Genomic DNA, 14,335 nt, shown 5'->3' with positions numbered 1-14,335 from the left:
TTTCGCGCGCTATTCGCCTGCGTAGTCGGTTCTCAAGTTCTTCCCAATTAGACTCACTCATTAAACAGGTATGAAATGGCTTCCGTATAACCTATTAATAGTCGATTTCAGCAAAAACTTCTCGTCTTTTTTGTCATTGAGCTTTGTCGCGATGTGTGGCATTCCCTGAGAAAAACACTGTGTCGGGCGCCAGAAATGCTGAAAATGCGCTCAGGTCTCGATCAGCCATGGTTTGTGCAAATGCGGTTTCGGCAGTCCATACTTGCTGCTGCAGTTCTTCCAGTGTTTCAGCGTGGCTGAGGTTTTTCATGGCTTTTTGGTATCAGGCTCGGCTATGACTAAAGCTTAACACTTTATCGATGTCTTTGTGTCCCAGCATAATCATTAGCAGGCGATCCAGCCCCAGTGCCACTCCGGCACAATCTGGCAAGCCTGCTTGCAGAGCCGCCAAAAACTTCTGGTCGGTTTTGGCTGCTGTTCTGCCCAGATTCAGACGTTCCTGATTGTCCTGCGTAAAGCGACGTTCTTGCTCCTGCCAGGATTGTAATTCATGAAAGCCGTTAGCTAGTTCAATATCCTGATAATAAAGTTCAAAGCGTTCTGCTACTCGTACATCTTGTTTTGATATTTGTGCTAGCGCAGCCTGTGAGGCGGGGAAGTGATAAATGAAACAGGGACTTTTCTGTCCAATCTGAGGCTCAATGAGGTGACTGAATAATAATTGTAATTTGGTGTCGCGAGAGGTCGCTGCATCGCTAAAACTGTCAAAACCATGCTTGCTGCAAAGTTCGTTGAGCTGCTCGTCAGAGTCTGATAATGGATCAAACCCCAGATAGTGCTGAAATGCTTGTTGATAGGAGAGTTGCTCAAACTCATCACAAGCCAGTAAAGGCTGCAATAAGTCCTGCATCTCTTGCATCAACTGCCAGTGATCAAAGCCCACCCGATACCATTCCAGCATAGTAAATTCGGGATTGTGAAAGCGTCCTTGCTCCTCGTTGCGAAACGCTTTGCAAATTTGATATATGCTACCACTGCCGGCACACAACAGGCGTTTCATAGCGTATTCCGGGGAGGTTTGCAAATACAGAGTTTCACCACTTTCCGAACCAGGCTGATGCAACTCAGTTTCAAAGTTCACCAGATGCGGGTCGGTAACACCGGCTGAGGCCATGAGTGGGGTTTCTACTTCCAGTACATTTCGTTTGGCGAAAAATGCGCGAATGTCCGCCAGTAGTTTTGCTCTGACTTTTAAGGCTGTTAGGTCTGCTCCAGGTTGCCAGTTCATATGCGTTGTCCTAAAACAAAAAAGCCCACTGCACAGTGGGCTTGGTAAATAAACAAATTGCTTATTTTTGTACGCGGTTTACGTATTCACCGGTACGGGTGTCGACTTTGATCACTTCACCAGTTTGTACAAACAGAGGTACGCGAACCACCGCGCCTGTGCTTAATGTAGCCGGCTTACCACCTGTGCCAGCTGTGTCGCCTTTCAGGCCTGGATCAGTTTCAGTGATTTCCAGCTCAACAAAGTTGGGAGGTGTTACTGCGATAGGCGAACCGTTCCACAGGGTCAGGGTGCAAACATCGTTTTCAACTAACCACTTAACTGAATCACCAACGGCTTTTTCGTCTGCGGCTAATTGCTCGAAGGTTTCGTTATTCATGAAATGCCAAAACTCACCATCGCTGTACAGGTAAGCCAGGTCGTGGTCCATTACGTCGGCACCTTCAACTGAATCACCTGATTTGAAGGTTTTTTCCAGTACTTTACCGGAAATTAATTTGCGAATTTTTACCCGGTTAAAGGCCTGACCTTTACCAGGTTTTACAAATTCATTCTCTAAAATGTTGCAAGGTTCGCCATCGAGCATTATTTTTAGGCCCGATTTGAATTCATTCGTGCTGAAATTAGCCATAAATTCCTCTCAAATTCTTTTAATCTTATTAGGTAGCACATAATTGGCGCAGATAATAACCGAAAAAGCAGTCACTGTAGAGAGCCACTGGCAAAAAGAGTTAGCCAGTGCCTATAAATCGCCAGAAGCCCTGTTGCAGGCGCTGGCGTTGGATCCAGAAAAGTATGCCGAAGATATTCGCGCCCGCAGTCTGTTTCCTATGATGGTGCCTGCTGCCTTTGTGTCCAGAATGCAATCTGGTGATGCCAATGATCCTCTGTTGCAACAGGTGTTTCCTTTGGCGCAGGAGTTTCAGCAGAAGCCCGGCTACACAGCGGATCCTTTGTTGGAACAGGACAATCAACAGCCCGGATTGCTGCACAAATATCAAAGTCGGGTGTTGCTGGTAGTCAAAGGTGGATGTGCGGTGAATTGTCGCTACTGTTTCCGCCGACATTTTCCCTATCAGGAGAACGCTTTAAGCAAGCGCGATTGGCTGCAGGTGTTTGATTACATCGCATCAGACACTGCCATTAATGAGGTGATTCTTTCCGGTGGTGACCCTTTGATGGCAACCGATAGTTTTTTAGCCTGGATGGCGCAACAAATTGAGGCTATCCCTCATGTTAAAACACTGCGCATCCATACCCGATTGCCTGTGGTGATACCCAATCGGATCAATACTGAATTTATAGAGTGGTTTACACAAAGCCGACTAAAACCGGTAATGATAGTGCATATAAATCACGGTAACGAAGTGGACGATAAACTGCGCAATAAGTTGTTGGCGTTACGCGATGCCGGGGTAACTTTATTAAATCAGGCGGTATTGCTTAAGGGAATCAACGATAACGCTGAGGTACTCATTGAGCTGCATGAAAAGCTCTTTGATGCCGGGGTTTTGCCCTATTATTTGCATATGTTGGACAAGGTTGCAGGTGCCAGTCATTTCGAGGTGTCTGACGCTAAGGCACGGGCCATCATGGCCGAGGTAATAAAGCGCCAGCCAGGGTACCTGGTCCCCAAGCTCGTCCGGGAGATTGGTGGCCAGCCTGGCAAAACGCCTTTGGATTTACGGCTTCATCCGTAACGGACATTAAGCGAAAGTATCGATGTTTCCGCCTTTTGCCACATCACCTGATGGGCCACTCGGTACGCCAGCGGCTGAATCCAGCAGCTGAAGTGTCTGCGCGCCCTCTGCTTCCTGCTGATTTTTAGACAGCTGTAAGCCCTTGAGTTCTAGCGATGACACACCGGAGTTTCCAGAATTTCCTGAAATTTCCATACCAAAGTTCCTAAAGTTGTGACGCCGCGGCAACCAGTGAGGGGTAATCGTTGGTATGCCTTGTCGTCGGATTAAAAAGCAGGCAGAATTGCCCGCCTTCGTATGGTTATCGGCAGAGGCTGATATTCCTTTAGATATTATTTTCAAAAAATCAGGATGCGCTGATGGATGCAGTATTAGACAAGTTAAATGAGAACCTACAGGTATTATTTCGCAAAGCGTTAGATGCGGATAAGGCTTTAGAACAGTTGAGTGGGCAAGGCAAGGCAAAGCACAAAGCGATATTTCCGGCTGAAGCGGGATTTACCACCAGCAGCGAAAGGTTTGCTCCCTATATCGCAGAGTTGAGTGAAGACATTGCTGGGCTGCAGCAAGTTGCTGATGAAGAAGAGCGTAACCGCAGGTTATCGGCAGTCGTTAAGAAAATGGAGTCATTGTTTGTGACTTTGGCGCAATTTAAAGGTGTTTTGGCTGAATAATTACGCTAAAGGCGATAAATTCTCAACGGAGAGCTTGTTTTTTGTACAAGAAATACCATAATTATTTATGAGGGGTAGTTATAGGTAGAGCGTGTTGTTATGGAAATTTCCACTACAACCAACATATTGAACGCGGGTTTCCGTCGTACAGCGACAGCCAGCGATTTATTGAATACCGATACTTTTGGTATTGGTAATGCTGCTCGTTCACCTTCGATTAATGCCTCTCAAACCTCGTCCCTGAATGCTGGTTTCCAGCAAGACAATAACAGTAATTTACCCGTTAATGCCTTTGGTATTGGCAGAGCTAACCGGCCTGAAGTGGAGCTGTCACCGCAAGCTCGCATTTTGCAACAAAATGAAGCCAATCAACAGGCGCGGAGCGAGCGTTTAGCCGAGGCGAGGGAAGAGCGTGCCAGTGACGCTGAGCAGCAGGAGCCGGAAGCTGATAATTCGGGGTTTGTGCGGGTGGCCAGTAGTGAAGGCAGCACACAGAAGAACAACATACCGGCAGAGAAAGCCGCGGAGGTTTATCGCTCTATTCAGAGCTTGTTGTAATGCTGTTGCTTTAAGGGGAATTAAAAAACGGGAGACAAGCTCCCGTTTTTGCAATCTGTGTTCGACTAGTGATTACTGACCAACAATTCCTGTTTAAACTCTTTTCTGAACCAGTCTCTTAGCATGTGTTTTTCATACTTCAGTGGATCATTGTGAAACGAGCGGCTGATATTGTTCATAAAGGACATATCCTTTAATTCAACCGTGCTGGATTTAAGCACTGTACCGTCGGCATCCACCAGTTGATAGCTAAAGTCCATACGTGGGATTTCCAGCTCCTTAATTACACGATATTCTCTTGCACCTGGCCAGACGCGACCAGCAAGATCGATGTCTGTCACCGTCATGCTTAGCTTTTGCCCTTCTGGCAGATCTTTGGCCAGTTTATCCAGATACTCGTGCAGATTCTCCATTGTGCGGTCTCTGAATCTGGAAGCAATGCCGCCGGATGGTTTTACATCTGTGAAGTCCTTAGGGTTAACCCAGGTCACAGTGATGTGATCTGATTCATCAATTCGGTCGACTTTCTCCTGTTCTTCAGCCATTACCGGGACATTCAAACAGATTGTCGATATTAAAACGGCCAGAGTTAATTTTTTCATCTTTACTCTCCTGGTTTACTTTGTGACCTTGATTACAAGTTTAACGTTCCTGAAACAACTGGCATTCCCAGTTTTTGTTCCTCTATCTAATAAGAACGCAGGAATGTGAGAATCGTCACAACTTTTTTTAATTATAGTTCAGGGCCATTTGAAATGGGGTAAAGAGATGTAACCAGAGAGTAAAGATCCTGCTACTTTTGATAGGTCGGTATATAACGCTGATAAGCGGGATCGTTAAACAGTGGTGAGGTTATCACTAAATCCGCAGTTGCTTCGCTGCAGGCCACCGGTACATTCCATACTGAACACAGGCGCAATAAGGCTTTGACGTCTGGATCATGGGGTGCCGGATTGAGGGGATCCCAGAAAAATATCAATAAATCCAATTGCTGCTCAGCAATCAGGGCACCGATTTGTTGATCGCCACCCAGAGGACCACTTTTAAAGCGCTTAACCGGTAATTTCAGTTGCTCCGACACCAGTCCGCCTGTGGTGCCAGTCCCTACCAAGTCGTGAATGGCCAAGGCATCTCTGTGCTTTTGCGCCCATTTGATCAAATCGGGCTTTTTATGATCGTGGGCTACAAGGGCGATGGTTTTTTGCGGTGCGACAGAATTCATGGTGTTCTCACTGAGCGGTTACGGATTGATAGCTATTGGCTGAAACTCGGTTGCGTCCTTCACTTTTAGCTCTGTATAGGGCTTTATCAGCCAATTCTATTAACAGGATTTTCGATTTGTCTACCGTAGGTGTTACACAGCAGATCCCCGCACTTAAGGTCATAGAAATATTGGCTTCATTGTGTGTCAGGGGTGTGCTCTCTAGTGCTTGTCTGGCCTTTTCGGCCAGATCGGCGGTTTGTTGCTGGTTTTTACCCTGAACTAAAATGGCGAACTCTTCGCCACCGTAACGGTATAAATCGGCCTGATGCTGTTTTGCGATGGGAGTAATGGTTTTAACAAAATGCACCAGGCATTGATCTCCGGTGGGATGACCAAAGTCGTCATTGATATTTTTAAAGTGATCAATGTCCAGCATGATCAAGCTCACCGGCTGTTGTTCTAAAATACAGCGCTGCCAGAGGTTTTCATAATGTTCGGTAAAGCAGCGGCGATTATAACTTTGGGTCAGCGGGTCGGTGCGATTCAGCCGGTGCAATTCTATTTGTTTTTCTGAAAGGGCTTTTTCAATCCGGAATGCTCGGGCGTATTCACTGTGATAGCGTTTACCGACAAACATCAGATATAGCCAAAACATCAGCACTATGATGCAAAGTTGTAGCTGCTCGCCACTCACTGCCGTCGCCACGCAAACTGGCAATAGTAAGATAGAAATGTACCAACGGGTCAACGCAAACTTGGGAATAAGACTTTGCACCGAAGCACTGGCAATACCGGCTATCACCAGATTCACGAGTATGGACAACTCCCCATAGCGTGGCACCAGGTTGGCCAAATAAAACAGGGCGCCCCATGTGGCTGCGTGAGTCAGGGTGAGGATGATTAAGGACAGGTTCCAGGCCCGGTAATGGGCGTCGTAATATTTGGCGGTTAATTTGCCATGTATCAACCTGAGCAGGCAAACAATGGTAAACAGTGCGCCAAACACACTGCTTTCAATGGGGTTTTGTTTAAAAAATCCGGTAGAGAGGAAGATCAGAGGCCAGGCAAACAGGTACAGGTATACACCAGGCAATGCTCTTTTGATAAAATCAAAATCGGCTCTTCGCTGGAAGTCCAGATTGAGTTTGTCTGTGTCTATTTCTGGCTTCATTGCCTTGATTATTGTTCCCCGATTACTGCTTTGCGCTGTTAATAGTAGACAGCAATTCGCGCTTATTAAAGTCTGTGACGCGATTTAATACTCGTTGTTGCTCAGCCATACCACCCGGAATATAGAATCGTTCACTGTCCTGAAGCAAGCCGCGATGATCCATAGTGGGTGTGGGGTTATTAAAAATTATCCAACGATTTTGTGCAATATCATAAAGCCAGATTTTGTCATCCGGAGACGATGGCTGTCCATTGTATCCAATACCATTGTAGTTATAGGGATTGATGCTACCACCTACAAACAAAACACCACGCATGGAACTATCACTAATGCCGCTGGCCGCCATGCGATAGCGCCCCTGATTGCTGGGATGGGGAATACTACGCCAATCTATCCGGGTGATATTTTGCGGATCGATTGTGCCCTTGTAGCAGGCGGTTTCAGCTGCGAAGGAGCGTCTTTTATCCGGCAAGGGAACCACTTTTACACCATCGCAAAGCACAATCACATTGTCCACAATGCCACCGGCCTGACCGAAAACCGGAGCGCCCGGAAATGGTGAGGCCATAAACCACTCATCCTGTTGGGTGTCATATATCTGTACCAGGTTGACGTTTCCATCATTGTGCCAGCCACTAATGAGATAGATGTAGCGCTGCTGAAAAGTCACTGCCAGACTGTCATCTACCGGAACTGGCATATCTTTAATTTTGATGTATTGATCATTTGTAACGTCATAAACAAAATTGTCTGGACTGGATATCTCGCTATGGTCTTCGGATACGGTATAGCCACCAAACAAATAGGCTTTGCCGTTTAGCCCAACAGCGATGCTGGCTAATCGGCCTTGCAGCGGCAAGGACGTTGGCACCGGAGTGCGTGATTGCCAATGCTGATCGCCAAACTTATAAGCCCATACCCGATTGTGCACGTCTTGCCATTCTTTTCCTGGTCCTAAGCCCATAAAAGAAATCAACCATCGCTGTTGCTCCTTTTCCACCAATACCACCGCATTGTTGCTTACCGGTTCAGGTAAATCTGGGATGGCATAGCCAAGACGACAAATACTGATTAGCAGTAACCCCAAGAGTAAAAAGCGATGTCCTGAATGCATTTTTCTGGATTTATTGTTCAGTTATAGGTCTACATTAACCAGATATGAAGAGTTTGTCTTGTCATTAGCGCGAGTATGCAGATTGCGATGGCATAATAAAGCACTTTGGTGGTCGCAGTTAAAATTTGGTTTTGTGCCTTTAAAACCAATGAAAATAAGAATCTATAGCTAATTTTCATTTTATAAAAGCAAATTTCATAAAAATTTAAAATAAATAAAAATGCAAAAATGTTGCATAAATATATTTTGTGTGGCACATTCTCACTCAACAGAAGCTGACCCCGAATTTACTTGTTGTAGACGTACCATGAAAGCCTTATTGCAACATCAATCTGATTTCCTCCCTGCCATTACTCTGGTGGAATTTTTCACATTCCGACGATAGAGCACAGTGGCTGACTGAAAAGCAGCAGCCACTTTCTTTTTTTCACCTATCCTTAAAAAATTTAACACAGAGAAAAGTATGATTAACGTATCCTTATTAGGAGCCAGTGGCTACACCGGCATGGAGTTGGCGTTGTTGGTTGAGCAGCATCCCAAGATGCAGCTTCAGGGCCTGTATGTTTCAGAAAATAGTCAGGACGCGGGAAAACCGCTGTGGCAGCTGGATAGTCGTTTTTATCAGGCACCATTTACTCAAGTGTCACATTGCTTAACCGCACTCAGTGATGAGGTTATCCACCAGATTGCTCAGCACAGTGATTTGGTGTTCCTGGCCACACCCCATGAGTTCAGTCATGATATCAGCGCCAGATTAATGCAACAGGGTGCGAAGCTGTTGGATTTGTCTGGCGCATTCAGACTTAAAGACACTGATGTATTTGCCCAATATTATGGCTTCGAACACCAACAAAGTGATTTATTGGATAAGGCCGTCTATGGGCTTGCAGAATGGTATGCAGAGAGTATCAGTCAGGCGCAGCTGGTGGCCGTTCCAGGCTGTTACCCCACAGCCTCATTGTTGGCACTTAAACCGCTGCAAGAGGCGGGGCTAATAGATAACAGTGTGTTACCTGTGATTAATGCCACCTCTGGGGTCAGTGGTGCAGGCAGAAAAGCCACCATGACCAACAGCTTGTGTGAAGTCAGTCTGCAATCCTATGGTGTATTGTCTCACCGGCATCAACCTGAAATCTGCGCTTATCTGGACAACCAGGTTATTTTCACGCCCCATCTGGGGAATTTTAAACGGGGCATTCTGGCCACCATTACCCTTAAATTAAACCATGCCGCCAGCGAATCTGCTATCCAGGCTGCCTACGACAGTGCATATGGCCAATCCGATATAGTGAAACTGTTACCAGCTTGGCCAAAACTGGATCAGGTAGTCAATTCTCCAAAATGTCATTTGCACTGGCAATTCTCTGAGCAAAATCAGTACATAGTTATCAGTAGTGCTATTGATAATTTACTCAAAGGTGCCGCCTCTCAGGCGATGCAGTGCGCCAACCTGATGATGGGCCTGCCCGATTCGTTGGGTTTGGGCTACAGTCATTAAGGGGCATTGAAGTATGAAAGATTTTATCGTGATCAAAGTAGGCGGGGCATTACTCAATGATGCCCAGGCACTGCAATCGGTGCTTGCAGTATTGGCAAAGCTACAGTCGCATTTCTCCATGGTGCTGGTTCATGGCGGTGGCGATACCACTCAGGCGCTACTGGAAAAACTCAACTTCACCAGTGAAAAAATTGACGGTGTTCGGGTTACCCCAAAGGCACACTTGCCTTACGTCGTTGGTGCGCTGGCCGGAACGGTAAACTCTGAAATTTGTGCTGCGGCAGTCAGCTGCCAGCTTATTCCGGTGGGATTAACCTTGCTTGATGGCAATTCCTGTCAGGCAAAGCAAAAAAGCGACGAGCTGGGCGCTGTAGGCGAAGTGTTTCCGGGTAATCCGAATTTGCTAAAAACGCTTTGTAGCAATGGTTATCTTCCGGTTATTTCATCCATTGCTGGTGATGCTCAGGGTAATCTACTCAACGTTAATGCCGATGATGCTGCGGCCACCATTGCACAGCTGTTGCAGGCCGAGCTGGTGCTACTTTCAGACGTTGCCGGAGTGCTGGATGGCGATAAAGTGTTACTCAGCACTTTGACGGCGAAAGATATCCAGCAGCATTGTGCCAGTGGCGTCATCCAGGGCGGCATGGTGGTGAAGGTTGAGTCGGCATTGGCCACTGCAAATCAAACCGGAAAATCGGTATTTATCAGTTCCTGGAAGTCTCCGGAACAATTACTCGCTTTAACCCAGGGGGAACCTTGTGGCACACGTATTTTGCCTGACAACTCTGCGCAATCCCTGTCGCCACAATAAGGAATAAGGTCCAATATTATGAAACAAGATTTATTAAGCTTCACAAACTGGTCAAAAGATGATGTTCAGGCGTTGTTGAATTCAGCCTTGGATATTAAGGCCAACCCGGAAAAATACAGCACCGCGCTGGCTGGCAAGTCCATTGTGGGACTGTTTGAAAAGCCGTCGCTGAGAACGCGAGTGAGTTTTGATATTGGCATTAATAAACTGGGTGGCCACTTTTTATATCTGGATATGGAAGGCGGTAATCTAGCAGGTCGTGAATCCGGCAAGGACATGGCCGGGAATCTGGGCTGCTGGGCGGATGCTATTGTGGCCAGAGTGTTTAAACACAGCACTTTAGAAACCTTATCTGCAAACACCCATGTGCCGGTAATTAACGCCTTGTGTGACCTCTATCACCCCTGTCAGGCTTTGGCGGATTATCTGGCATTAGCGGAGAAGTTTGACGACCTGTCCGAGGTTCATCTGGCCTATTTAGGTGATGGCAACAACGTTAGCCATTCTTTGATGATAGTTGGTGCGATTTTAGGCGTTAACCTGACCATTGCGACACCACTGGGCTATGAGCCAGATAAAAGCATTTATGACTGGTGTCAGTCAGTGGCCCATAGCAGTGGCAGTCAGTTGACCCTGACACATGATGTAAACAGCCTAAAAAATGTCGATGCCCTGTACACCGATACCTGGATTTCCATGGGTGACAGTACACCACTGGAACAGATAAAGAATCAATTCCAGCCTTTCCAGCTCAATGAGACTTTGATGAAACAGTCGGGGGCGCAATGGGCGATGCATTGTCAGCCTGCCCACCGTGATCTGGAAATCACCAGTAATGTCGTTGATAGCGAACAGTCCTTGCTGCTTTTGCAGGCTGAAAACCGTATGCATGCACAAAATGCCATTTTGTTGTGGCTTTTAGCAAAAAACTAAATTTTGAGGAGATTTAATATGTCAGAGCAGAATGTCAAAAAAGTGGTATTGGCCTATTCAGGAGGTCTGGATACATCGGCCATCATTCCCTGGTTAAAAGAGAATTACGACTGTGAAGTTGTGGCCTTTGCCGCGGATGTGGGACAGGGTGATGAAGAACTGGCCGGCCTGCATGAAAAGGCCATCGCTTCCGGTGCCAGCGAATGCTACATCGTGGATTTAAAAGAAGAGTTTGTTAAGGACTATATCTTTCCCACTTTGCAAACCGGTGCGGTGTACGAAGGTGAATATTTGTTAGGAACTTCCATGGCCAGACCGGTGATTGCCAAAGCTCAGGTGGAAATTGCCAGAAAAGTGGGCGCAGATGCCTTGTGTCACGGTTGTACCGGGAAAGGCAATGATCAGGTGCGGTTTGAAGGCGCGTTTTCGGCACTGGCTCCCGACCTGAAAGTGATTGCCCCCTGGCGGGAGTGGGATATGGTTTCCAGAGAAGACTTACTGGACTATCTGGCCACCCGCAATATCCCGACTACTGCTTCTGCTACTAAGATTTACAGTCGTGACGCCAATGCCTGGCATATTTCTCACGAAGGCGGTGAATTAGAAGACCCCTGGAACGAACCCAGCAAACAGGTCTGGACCATGACAGTGGACCCGGAAGATGCGCCGGATGCGCCTGAAACGGTGCAACTGAGCTTTGAGCAGGGTATGCTGACCAGGGTTAACAACGAGCCCTTATCACCTCATGATGCCCTGGTTAAACTCAACCAGATTGGTGCCGCGCACGGGGTAGGGCGTATTGATATCGTTGAAAACCGGTTAGTGGGCATGAAGTCCAGAGGTTGTTACGAAACCCCTGGAGGTACTTTGATTTACAAGGCCTACAAGGCTATAGAAAGTCTGGTATTGGACAAGCACTCGCTAAAACACAGAGAGAGTTTGGGACTAGAGTTTTCTCATGTTTTGTATGATGGTCGTTGGTTTACACCACTGTGTCAGTCGCTGTTAGCAGGGGCAAAAGTGTTTGCTGAGCAAATCAGTGGTGAAGCCGTCATTAAATTATACAAGGGCAATGCCACCGTGATCCAAAAAGCCTCGGTGAATAGCTTATATTCTGAGGATTTTGCGACCTTCGGTGCGGATGATGTGTACGATCAAAAACACGCCGAAGGCTTTATTCGGTTGTATAGCCTGGCGAGCAGAATTAAAGCCATGCAAGACAAGCAAAAAGGTTAATTGAGAGGCAAATTATGGCGTTATGGGGCGGAAGGTTTAAACAACAACCTAGTGAATTGTTCAAGAAGTTCAATGATTCTTTACCCGTGGACTATCGTCTTGTAGAGCAAGATATTCAGGGTTCCATCAGTTGGTCAAAAGCGTTGCAGCAAGTGGGCGTATTGTCGGATATCGAGCAGCAACAATTGCAGAATGCCTTGCAGGAACTGGCTGTTGAAGTACAGCAAGATCCACAGCAAATTTTGCAATCTGATGCTGAGGACATCCATAGCTGGGTTGAGCAGAAGCTGATTGCCGCAGTCGGTGATTTGGGCAAAAAGCTGCATACCGGCCGTAGCCGAAATGATCAGGTGGCCACAGATCTGAAACTCTGGTGTAAGGCTAAAGGCGAAGAATTGTCACTGGCATTGGTGAGTTTTCAACAGGCATTGATGGACCTGGCACAACGGGAAAAAGCCACCGTCTTGCCTGGTTACACCCATCTGCAACGGGCACAGCCGGTTACTTTTGGTCACTGGTGCCTGGCCTATGTGGAAATGTTCGACCGGGATATTGGCCGCCTTAACGACGCCCTGTATCGCGCCGATACCTCACCTCTTGGGTCGGGCGCACTGGCAGGCACAGCCTATCCGATTGACCGTCATGCATTAGCGTCTGATTTGGGCTTTCGCAGGCCGACATTAAACAGCCTGGATGCGGTATCCGACAGAGATCACGTCATCGAACTGATGTCCTGTGCCAGTATCAGCATGATGCACCTGTCGCGCTTTGCAGAAGATTTGATTTTTTATAACAGCGGTGAAGCCGGGTTTGTGGAACTGAGTGATCAGGTCACGTCAGGCTCCTCACTGATGCCACAAAAGAAAAACCCGGACGCGCTGGAGTTAATTCGGGGGAAAACCGGACGGGTCTGTGGCTCGCTTACCGCTATGTTGACCACCATGAAAGCCTTGCCTTTGGCCTACAACAAAGACATGCAGGAAGATAAGGAAGGCTTGTTTGACGCTATGGACACCTGGCAAATCTGTTTGCAAATGGGCGTGCTGGTGGCCGAAGGGATTAAGGTTAACAGCGCGGCAACGCTGGCGGCAGCACAGCAAGGGTATGCCAATGCCACCGAACTGGCGGATTACCTGGTCAGTAAAGAAATTCCCTTCCGGGAAGCGCACCACATTGTGGGTGAAGTGGTGTTAAAAGCCATTTCCGAGGGCAAGGCGCTGGAAGACTTTACTCTGTCTGAATTACAGGCCTACTCTTCGGAAATTGGCCAGGATGTTTATCAGTATCTGACCATTGAGTCCTGCCTTGATAAACGTCAGGTGTTGGGGGGAACTTCTCGCGAACAGGTAGAACTGGCATTGGATTCTTCCCGTCGTGATCTGGCGGAAATCTTGCCCAGTCAGGTAACAGGCAGTCCTTCTGAGCCACAAATTCAGATTGCCTTACGTCATGTTCAGCAGCGTCTGAACGCTCAAAAGGCGGCGGCACTGAGTGTGCGTCAGGCGAAAATGACCGATGTCGATGCCATTGATGAGATCGTGCGTTTCTGGTCTGCTAAAGGCGAAACGCTACCCAGAAGCCGCGACAATATTGTGCACGATATACAAAACTTCGTGGTAGCCGAGCTGGACGGTAAAGTTATTGGTTGTGCCTGTTTGTATATTTACCAAACCGGTTTAGCCGAAATTCGCTCGGTTGGTGTGCAGGCTGATATTCAGGGTAAAGGACAAGGTAAGGCGATGATCCAATACCTGTTAGAGCAGGCCCGTCATATCGAACTGAAGCGCGTTATCGTGCTCACCAGGGTGCCGGATTTCTTTGGCAAACTGGGATTTGTAAAAACCGATATGAATGGATTGCCAGAGAAGGTCATCAAGGATTGTGATATCTGTCCGAAAAAACATGCCTGTGATGAAGTGGCAATGGAATATTTGGTGGGTTTACCTGCACCAGGACAACTGGACGCGAATTTAATCGCCAAAGCACTGGTTGGGTAAATAAAAATCTCTGAACCAGGCCGCAAGGCTAATACTTCAGTTGTACATTGGGGTATTCTTCTTGCGGCTTTTTTAATTGTCTTATAGTGTTAAGGAGAAGTTAATTCACATTTACTTCAAATAATCCTCGAAGTCTGTGATTAAGTGC

At 47.1% G+C, this 14,335-nt stretch carries 16 protein-coding genes; 8 read left to right on the top strand and 8 right to left on the bottom strand.

Features of this window, described 5'->3' with window-relative positions:
• Nucleotides 1-133: 133 nt before the first annotated feature.
• From ACXAD8_RS12660 to efp, 3 genes are all read right to left on the bottom strand, one after another.
• Nucleotides 134-310, bottom strand: a complete 177-nt coding sequence (locus ACXAD8_RS12660; RefSeq protein WP_475229110.1) for a hypothetical protein — start codon at nt 308-310, stop codon at nt 134-136.
• A 12-nt stretch (nt 311-322) separates the two neighbouring features.
• Nucleotides 323-1,288, bottom strand: a complete 966-nt coding sequence (gene epmA, locus ACXAD8_RS12655) for an elongation factor P--(R)-beta-lysine ligase (RefSeq protein WP_475229107.1) — start codon at nt 1,286-1,288, stop codon at nt 323-325.
• 61 nt (nt 1,289-1,349) lie between these two features.
• Entirely contained in the window at nt 1,350-1,919 is a 570-nt protein-coding gene (gene efp, locus ACXAD8_RS12650; protein WP_475229105.1) for an elongation factor P, read from the bottom strand.
• 43 nt (nt 1,920-1,962) lie between these two features.
• Between efp and epmB the strand changes: the two genes are divergently transcribed.
• Nucleotides 1,963-2,988 carry an EF-P beta-lysylation protein EpmB gene (gene epmB, locus ACXAD8_RS12645; RefSeq protein WP_475229103.1) on the top strand — a complete coding sequence of 342 codons (1,026 nt, stop codon included), beginning with the start codon at nt 1,963-1,965 and terminating at the stop codon, nt 2,986-2,988.
• A 6-nt stretch (nt 2,989-2,994) separates the two neighbouring features.
• Here the strand turns inward: epmB and ACXAD8_RS12640 are convergent, their stop codons facing one another.
• Nucleotides 2,995-3,183, bottom strand: coding sequence for a hypothetical protein (locus ACXAD8_RS12640; RefSeq protein WP_475229101.1), 189 nt, complete (start codon nt 3,181-3,183; stop codon nt 2,995-2,997).
• A gap of 164 nt (nt 3,184-3,347) precedes the next feature.
• Between ACXAD8_RS12640 and ACXAD8_RS12635 the strand changes: the two genes are divergently transcribed.
• Together ACXAD8_RS12635 and ACXAD8_RS12630 are read left to right on the top strand one after the other, a co-directional pair.
• Entirely contained in the window at nt 3,348-3,662 is a 315-nt protein-coding gene (locus tag ACXAD8_RS12635; protein ID WP_475229098.1) for a hypothetical protein, read from the top strand.
• A gap of 99 nt (nt 3,663-3,761) precedes the next feature.
• Complete coding sequence (locus tag ACXAD8_RS12630) at nt 3,762-4,220, top strand: hypothetical protein (RefSeq protein WP_475229096.1); 459 nt, start codon at nt 3,762-3,764, stop codon at nt 4,218-4,220.
• Nucleotides 4,221-4,285: 65 nt separating this feature from the next.
• On the opposite strand, the gene ACXAD8_RS12625 is transcribed toward ACXAD8_RS12630, so the two are convergent.
• The 4 genes from ACXAD8_RS12625 to ACXAD8_RS12610 all read right to left on the bottom strand — a co-directional run bounded on the left by ACXAD8_RS12625 (nt 4,286) and on the right by ACXAD8_RS12610 (nt 7,709).
• Nucleotides 4,286-4,822, bottom strand: coding sequence for a DUF3016 domain-containing protein (locus tag ACXAD8_RS12625; protein WP_475229094.1), 537 nt, complete (start codon nt 4,820-4,822; stop codon nt 4,286-4,288).
• 191 nt (nt 4,823-5,013) lie between these two features.
• The gene (locus tag ACXAD8_RS12620; RefSeq protein ID WP_475229092.1) at nt 5,014-5,442 is read right to left on the bottom strand and encodes a methylglyoxal synthase; all 429 of its coding nucleotides are present in this window, start codon (nt 5,440-5,442) and stop codon (nt 5,014-5,016) included.
• Between the two features lie 7 nt (nt 5,443-5,449).
• Complete coding sequence (locus ACXAD8_RS12615) at nt 5,450-6,595, bottom strand: GGDEF domain-containing protein (RefSeq protein ID WP_475229089.1); 1,146 nt, start codon at nt 6,593-6,595, stop codon at nt 5,450-5,452.
• A 22-nt stretch (nt 6,596-6,617) separates the two neighbouring features.
• The gene (locus ACXAD8_RS12610) at nt 6,618-7,709 is read right to left on the bottom strand and encodes a Kelch repeat-containing protein (RefSeq protein ID WP_475229087.1); all 1,092 of its coding nucleotides are present in this window, start codon (nt 7,707-7,709) and stop codon (nt 6,618-6,620) included.
• A 463-nt stretch (nt 7,710-8,172) separates the two neighbouring features.
• Between ACXAD8_RS12610 and argC the strand changes: the two genes are divergently transcribed.
• The 5 genes from argC to argH are packed head-to-tail and all read left to right on the top strand — an operon-like array spanning nt 8,173 to nt 14,187.
• Nucleotides 8,173-9,207 (top strand): N-acetyl-gamma-glutamyl-phosphate reductase, encoded by a 1,035-nt coding sequence (gene argC, locus ACXAD8_RS12605; RefSeq protein WP_475229085.1) that lies wholly within the window; start codon nt 8,173-8,175, stop codon nt 9,205-9,207.
• A gap of 13 nt (nt 9,208-9,220) precedes the next feature.
• A complete protein-coding gene (gene argB, locus ACXAD8_RS12600) occupies nt 9,221-10,021 on the top strand; it encodes an acetylglutamate kinase (RefSeq protein ID WP_475229082.1) in 801 nt (266 codons plus the stop codon).
• 18 nt (nt 10,022-10,039) lie between these two features.
• A complete protein-coding gene (locus ACXAD8_RS12595) occupies nt 10,040-10,954 on the top strand; it encodes an ornithine carbamoyltransferase (RefSeq protein WP_475229080.1) in 915 nt (304 codons plus the stop codon).
• A gap of 18 nt (nt 10,955-10,972) precedes the next feature.
• Nucleotides 10,973-12,190, top strand: a complete 1,218-nt coding sequence (locus ACXAD8_RS12590) for an argininosuccinate synthase (protein ID WP_475229078.1) — start codon at nt 10,973-10,975, stop codon at nt 12,188-12,190.
• A 14-nt stretch (nt 12,191-12,204) separates the two neighbouring features.
• Nucleotides 12,205-14,187 carry an argininosuccinate lyase gene (argH, locus tag ACXAD8_RS12585; protein WP_475229076.1) on the top strand — a complete coding sequence of 661 codons (1,983 nt, stop codon included), beginning with the start codon at nt 12,205-12,207 and terminating at the stop codon, nt 14,185-14,187.
• Nucleotides 14,188-14,335 lie beyond the last annotated feature (148 nt).

The organism is Planctobacterium sp. AWH2_060, from assembly GCF_056158425.1.
Note: the sequence above shows the minus strand (reverse complement) of the source record. Positions and strands in the feature narration are given on the sequence as shown.

Bases quoted from the DNA above. Each gene is read 5' to 3' on its own strand.
- ACXAD8_RS12660 (WP_475229110.1), bottom strand. From the start codon at position 310: ATGAAAAACCTCAGCCACGCTGAAACACTGGAAGAACTGCAGCAGCAA.
- epmA (WP_475229107.1), bottom strand. From the start codon at position 1,288: ATGAACTGGCAACCTGGAGCAGACCTAACAGCCTTAAAAGTCAGAGCA.
- efp (WP_475229105.1), bottom strand. From the start codon at position 1,919: ATGGCTAATTTCAGCACGAATGAATTCAAATCGGGCCTAAAAATAATG.
- ACXAD8_RS12640 (WP_475229101.1), bottom strand. From the start codon at position 3,183: ATGGAAATTTCAGGAAATTCTGGAAACTCCGGTGTGTCATCGCTAGAA.
- ACXAD8_RS12635 (WP_475229098.1), top strand. From the start codon at position 3,348: ATGGATGCAGTATTAGACAAGTTAAATGAGAACCTACAGGTATTATTT.
- ACXAD8_RS12630 (WP_475229096.1), top strand. From the start codon at position 3,762: ATGGAAATTTCCACTACAACCAACATATTGAACGCGGGTTTCCGTCGT.
- ACXAD8_RS12625 (WP_475229094.1), bottom strand. From the start codon at position 4,822: ATGAAAAAATTAACTCTGGCCGTTTTAATATCGACAATCTGTTTGAAT.
- ACXAD8_RS12620 (WP_475229092.1), bottom strand. From the start codon at position 5,442: ATGAATTCTGTCGCACCGCAAAAAACCATCGCCCTTGTAGCCCACGAT.
- ACXAD8_RS12615 (WP_475229089.1), bottom strand. From the start codon at position 6,595: ATGAAGCCAGAAATAGACACAGACAAACTCAATCTGGACTTCCAGCGA.
- ACXAD8_RS12610 (WP_475229087.1), bottom strand. From the start codon at position 7,709: ATGCATTCAGGACATCGCTTTTTACTCTTGGGGTTACTGCTAATCAGT.
- argC (WP_475229085.1), top strand. From the start codon at position 8,173: ATGATTAACGTATCCTTATTAGGAGCCAGTGGCTACACCGGCATGGAG.
- argB (WP_475229082.1), top strand. From the start codon at position 9,221: ATGAAAGATTTTATCGTGATCAAAGTAGGCGGGGCATTACTCAATGAT.
- ACXAD8_RS12595 (WP_475229080.1), top strand. From the start codon at position 10,040: ATGAAACAAGATTTATTAAGCTTCACAAACTGGTCAAAAGATGATGTT.
- ACXAD8_RS12590 (WP_475229078.1), top strand. From the start codon at position 10,973: ATGTCAGAGCAGAATGTCAAAAAAGTGGTATTGGCCTATTCAGGAGGT.
- argH (WP_475229076.1), top strand. From the start codon at position 12,205: ATGGCGTTATGGGGCGGAAGGTTTAAACAACAACCTAGTGAATTGTTC.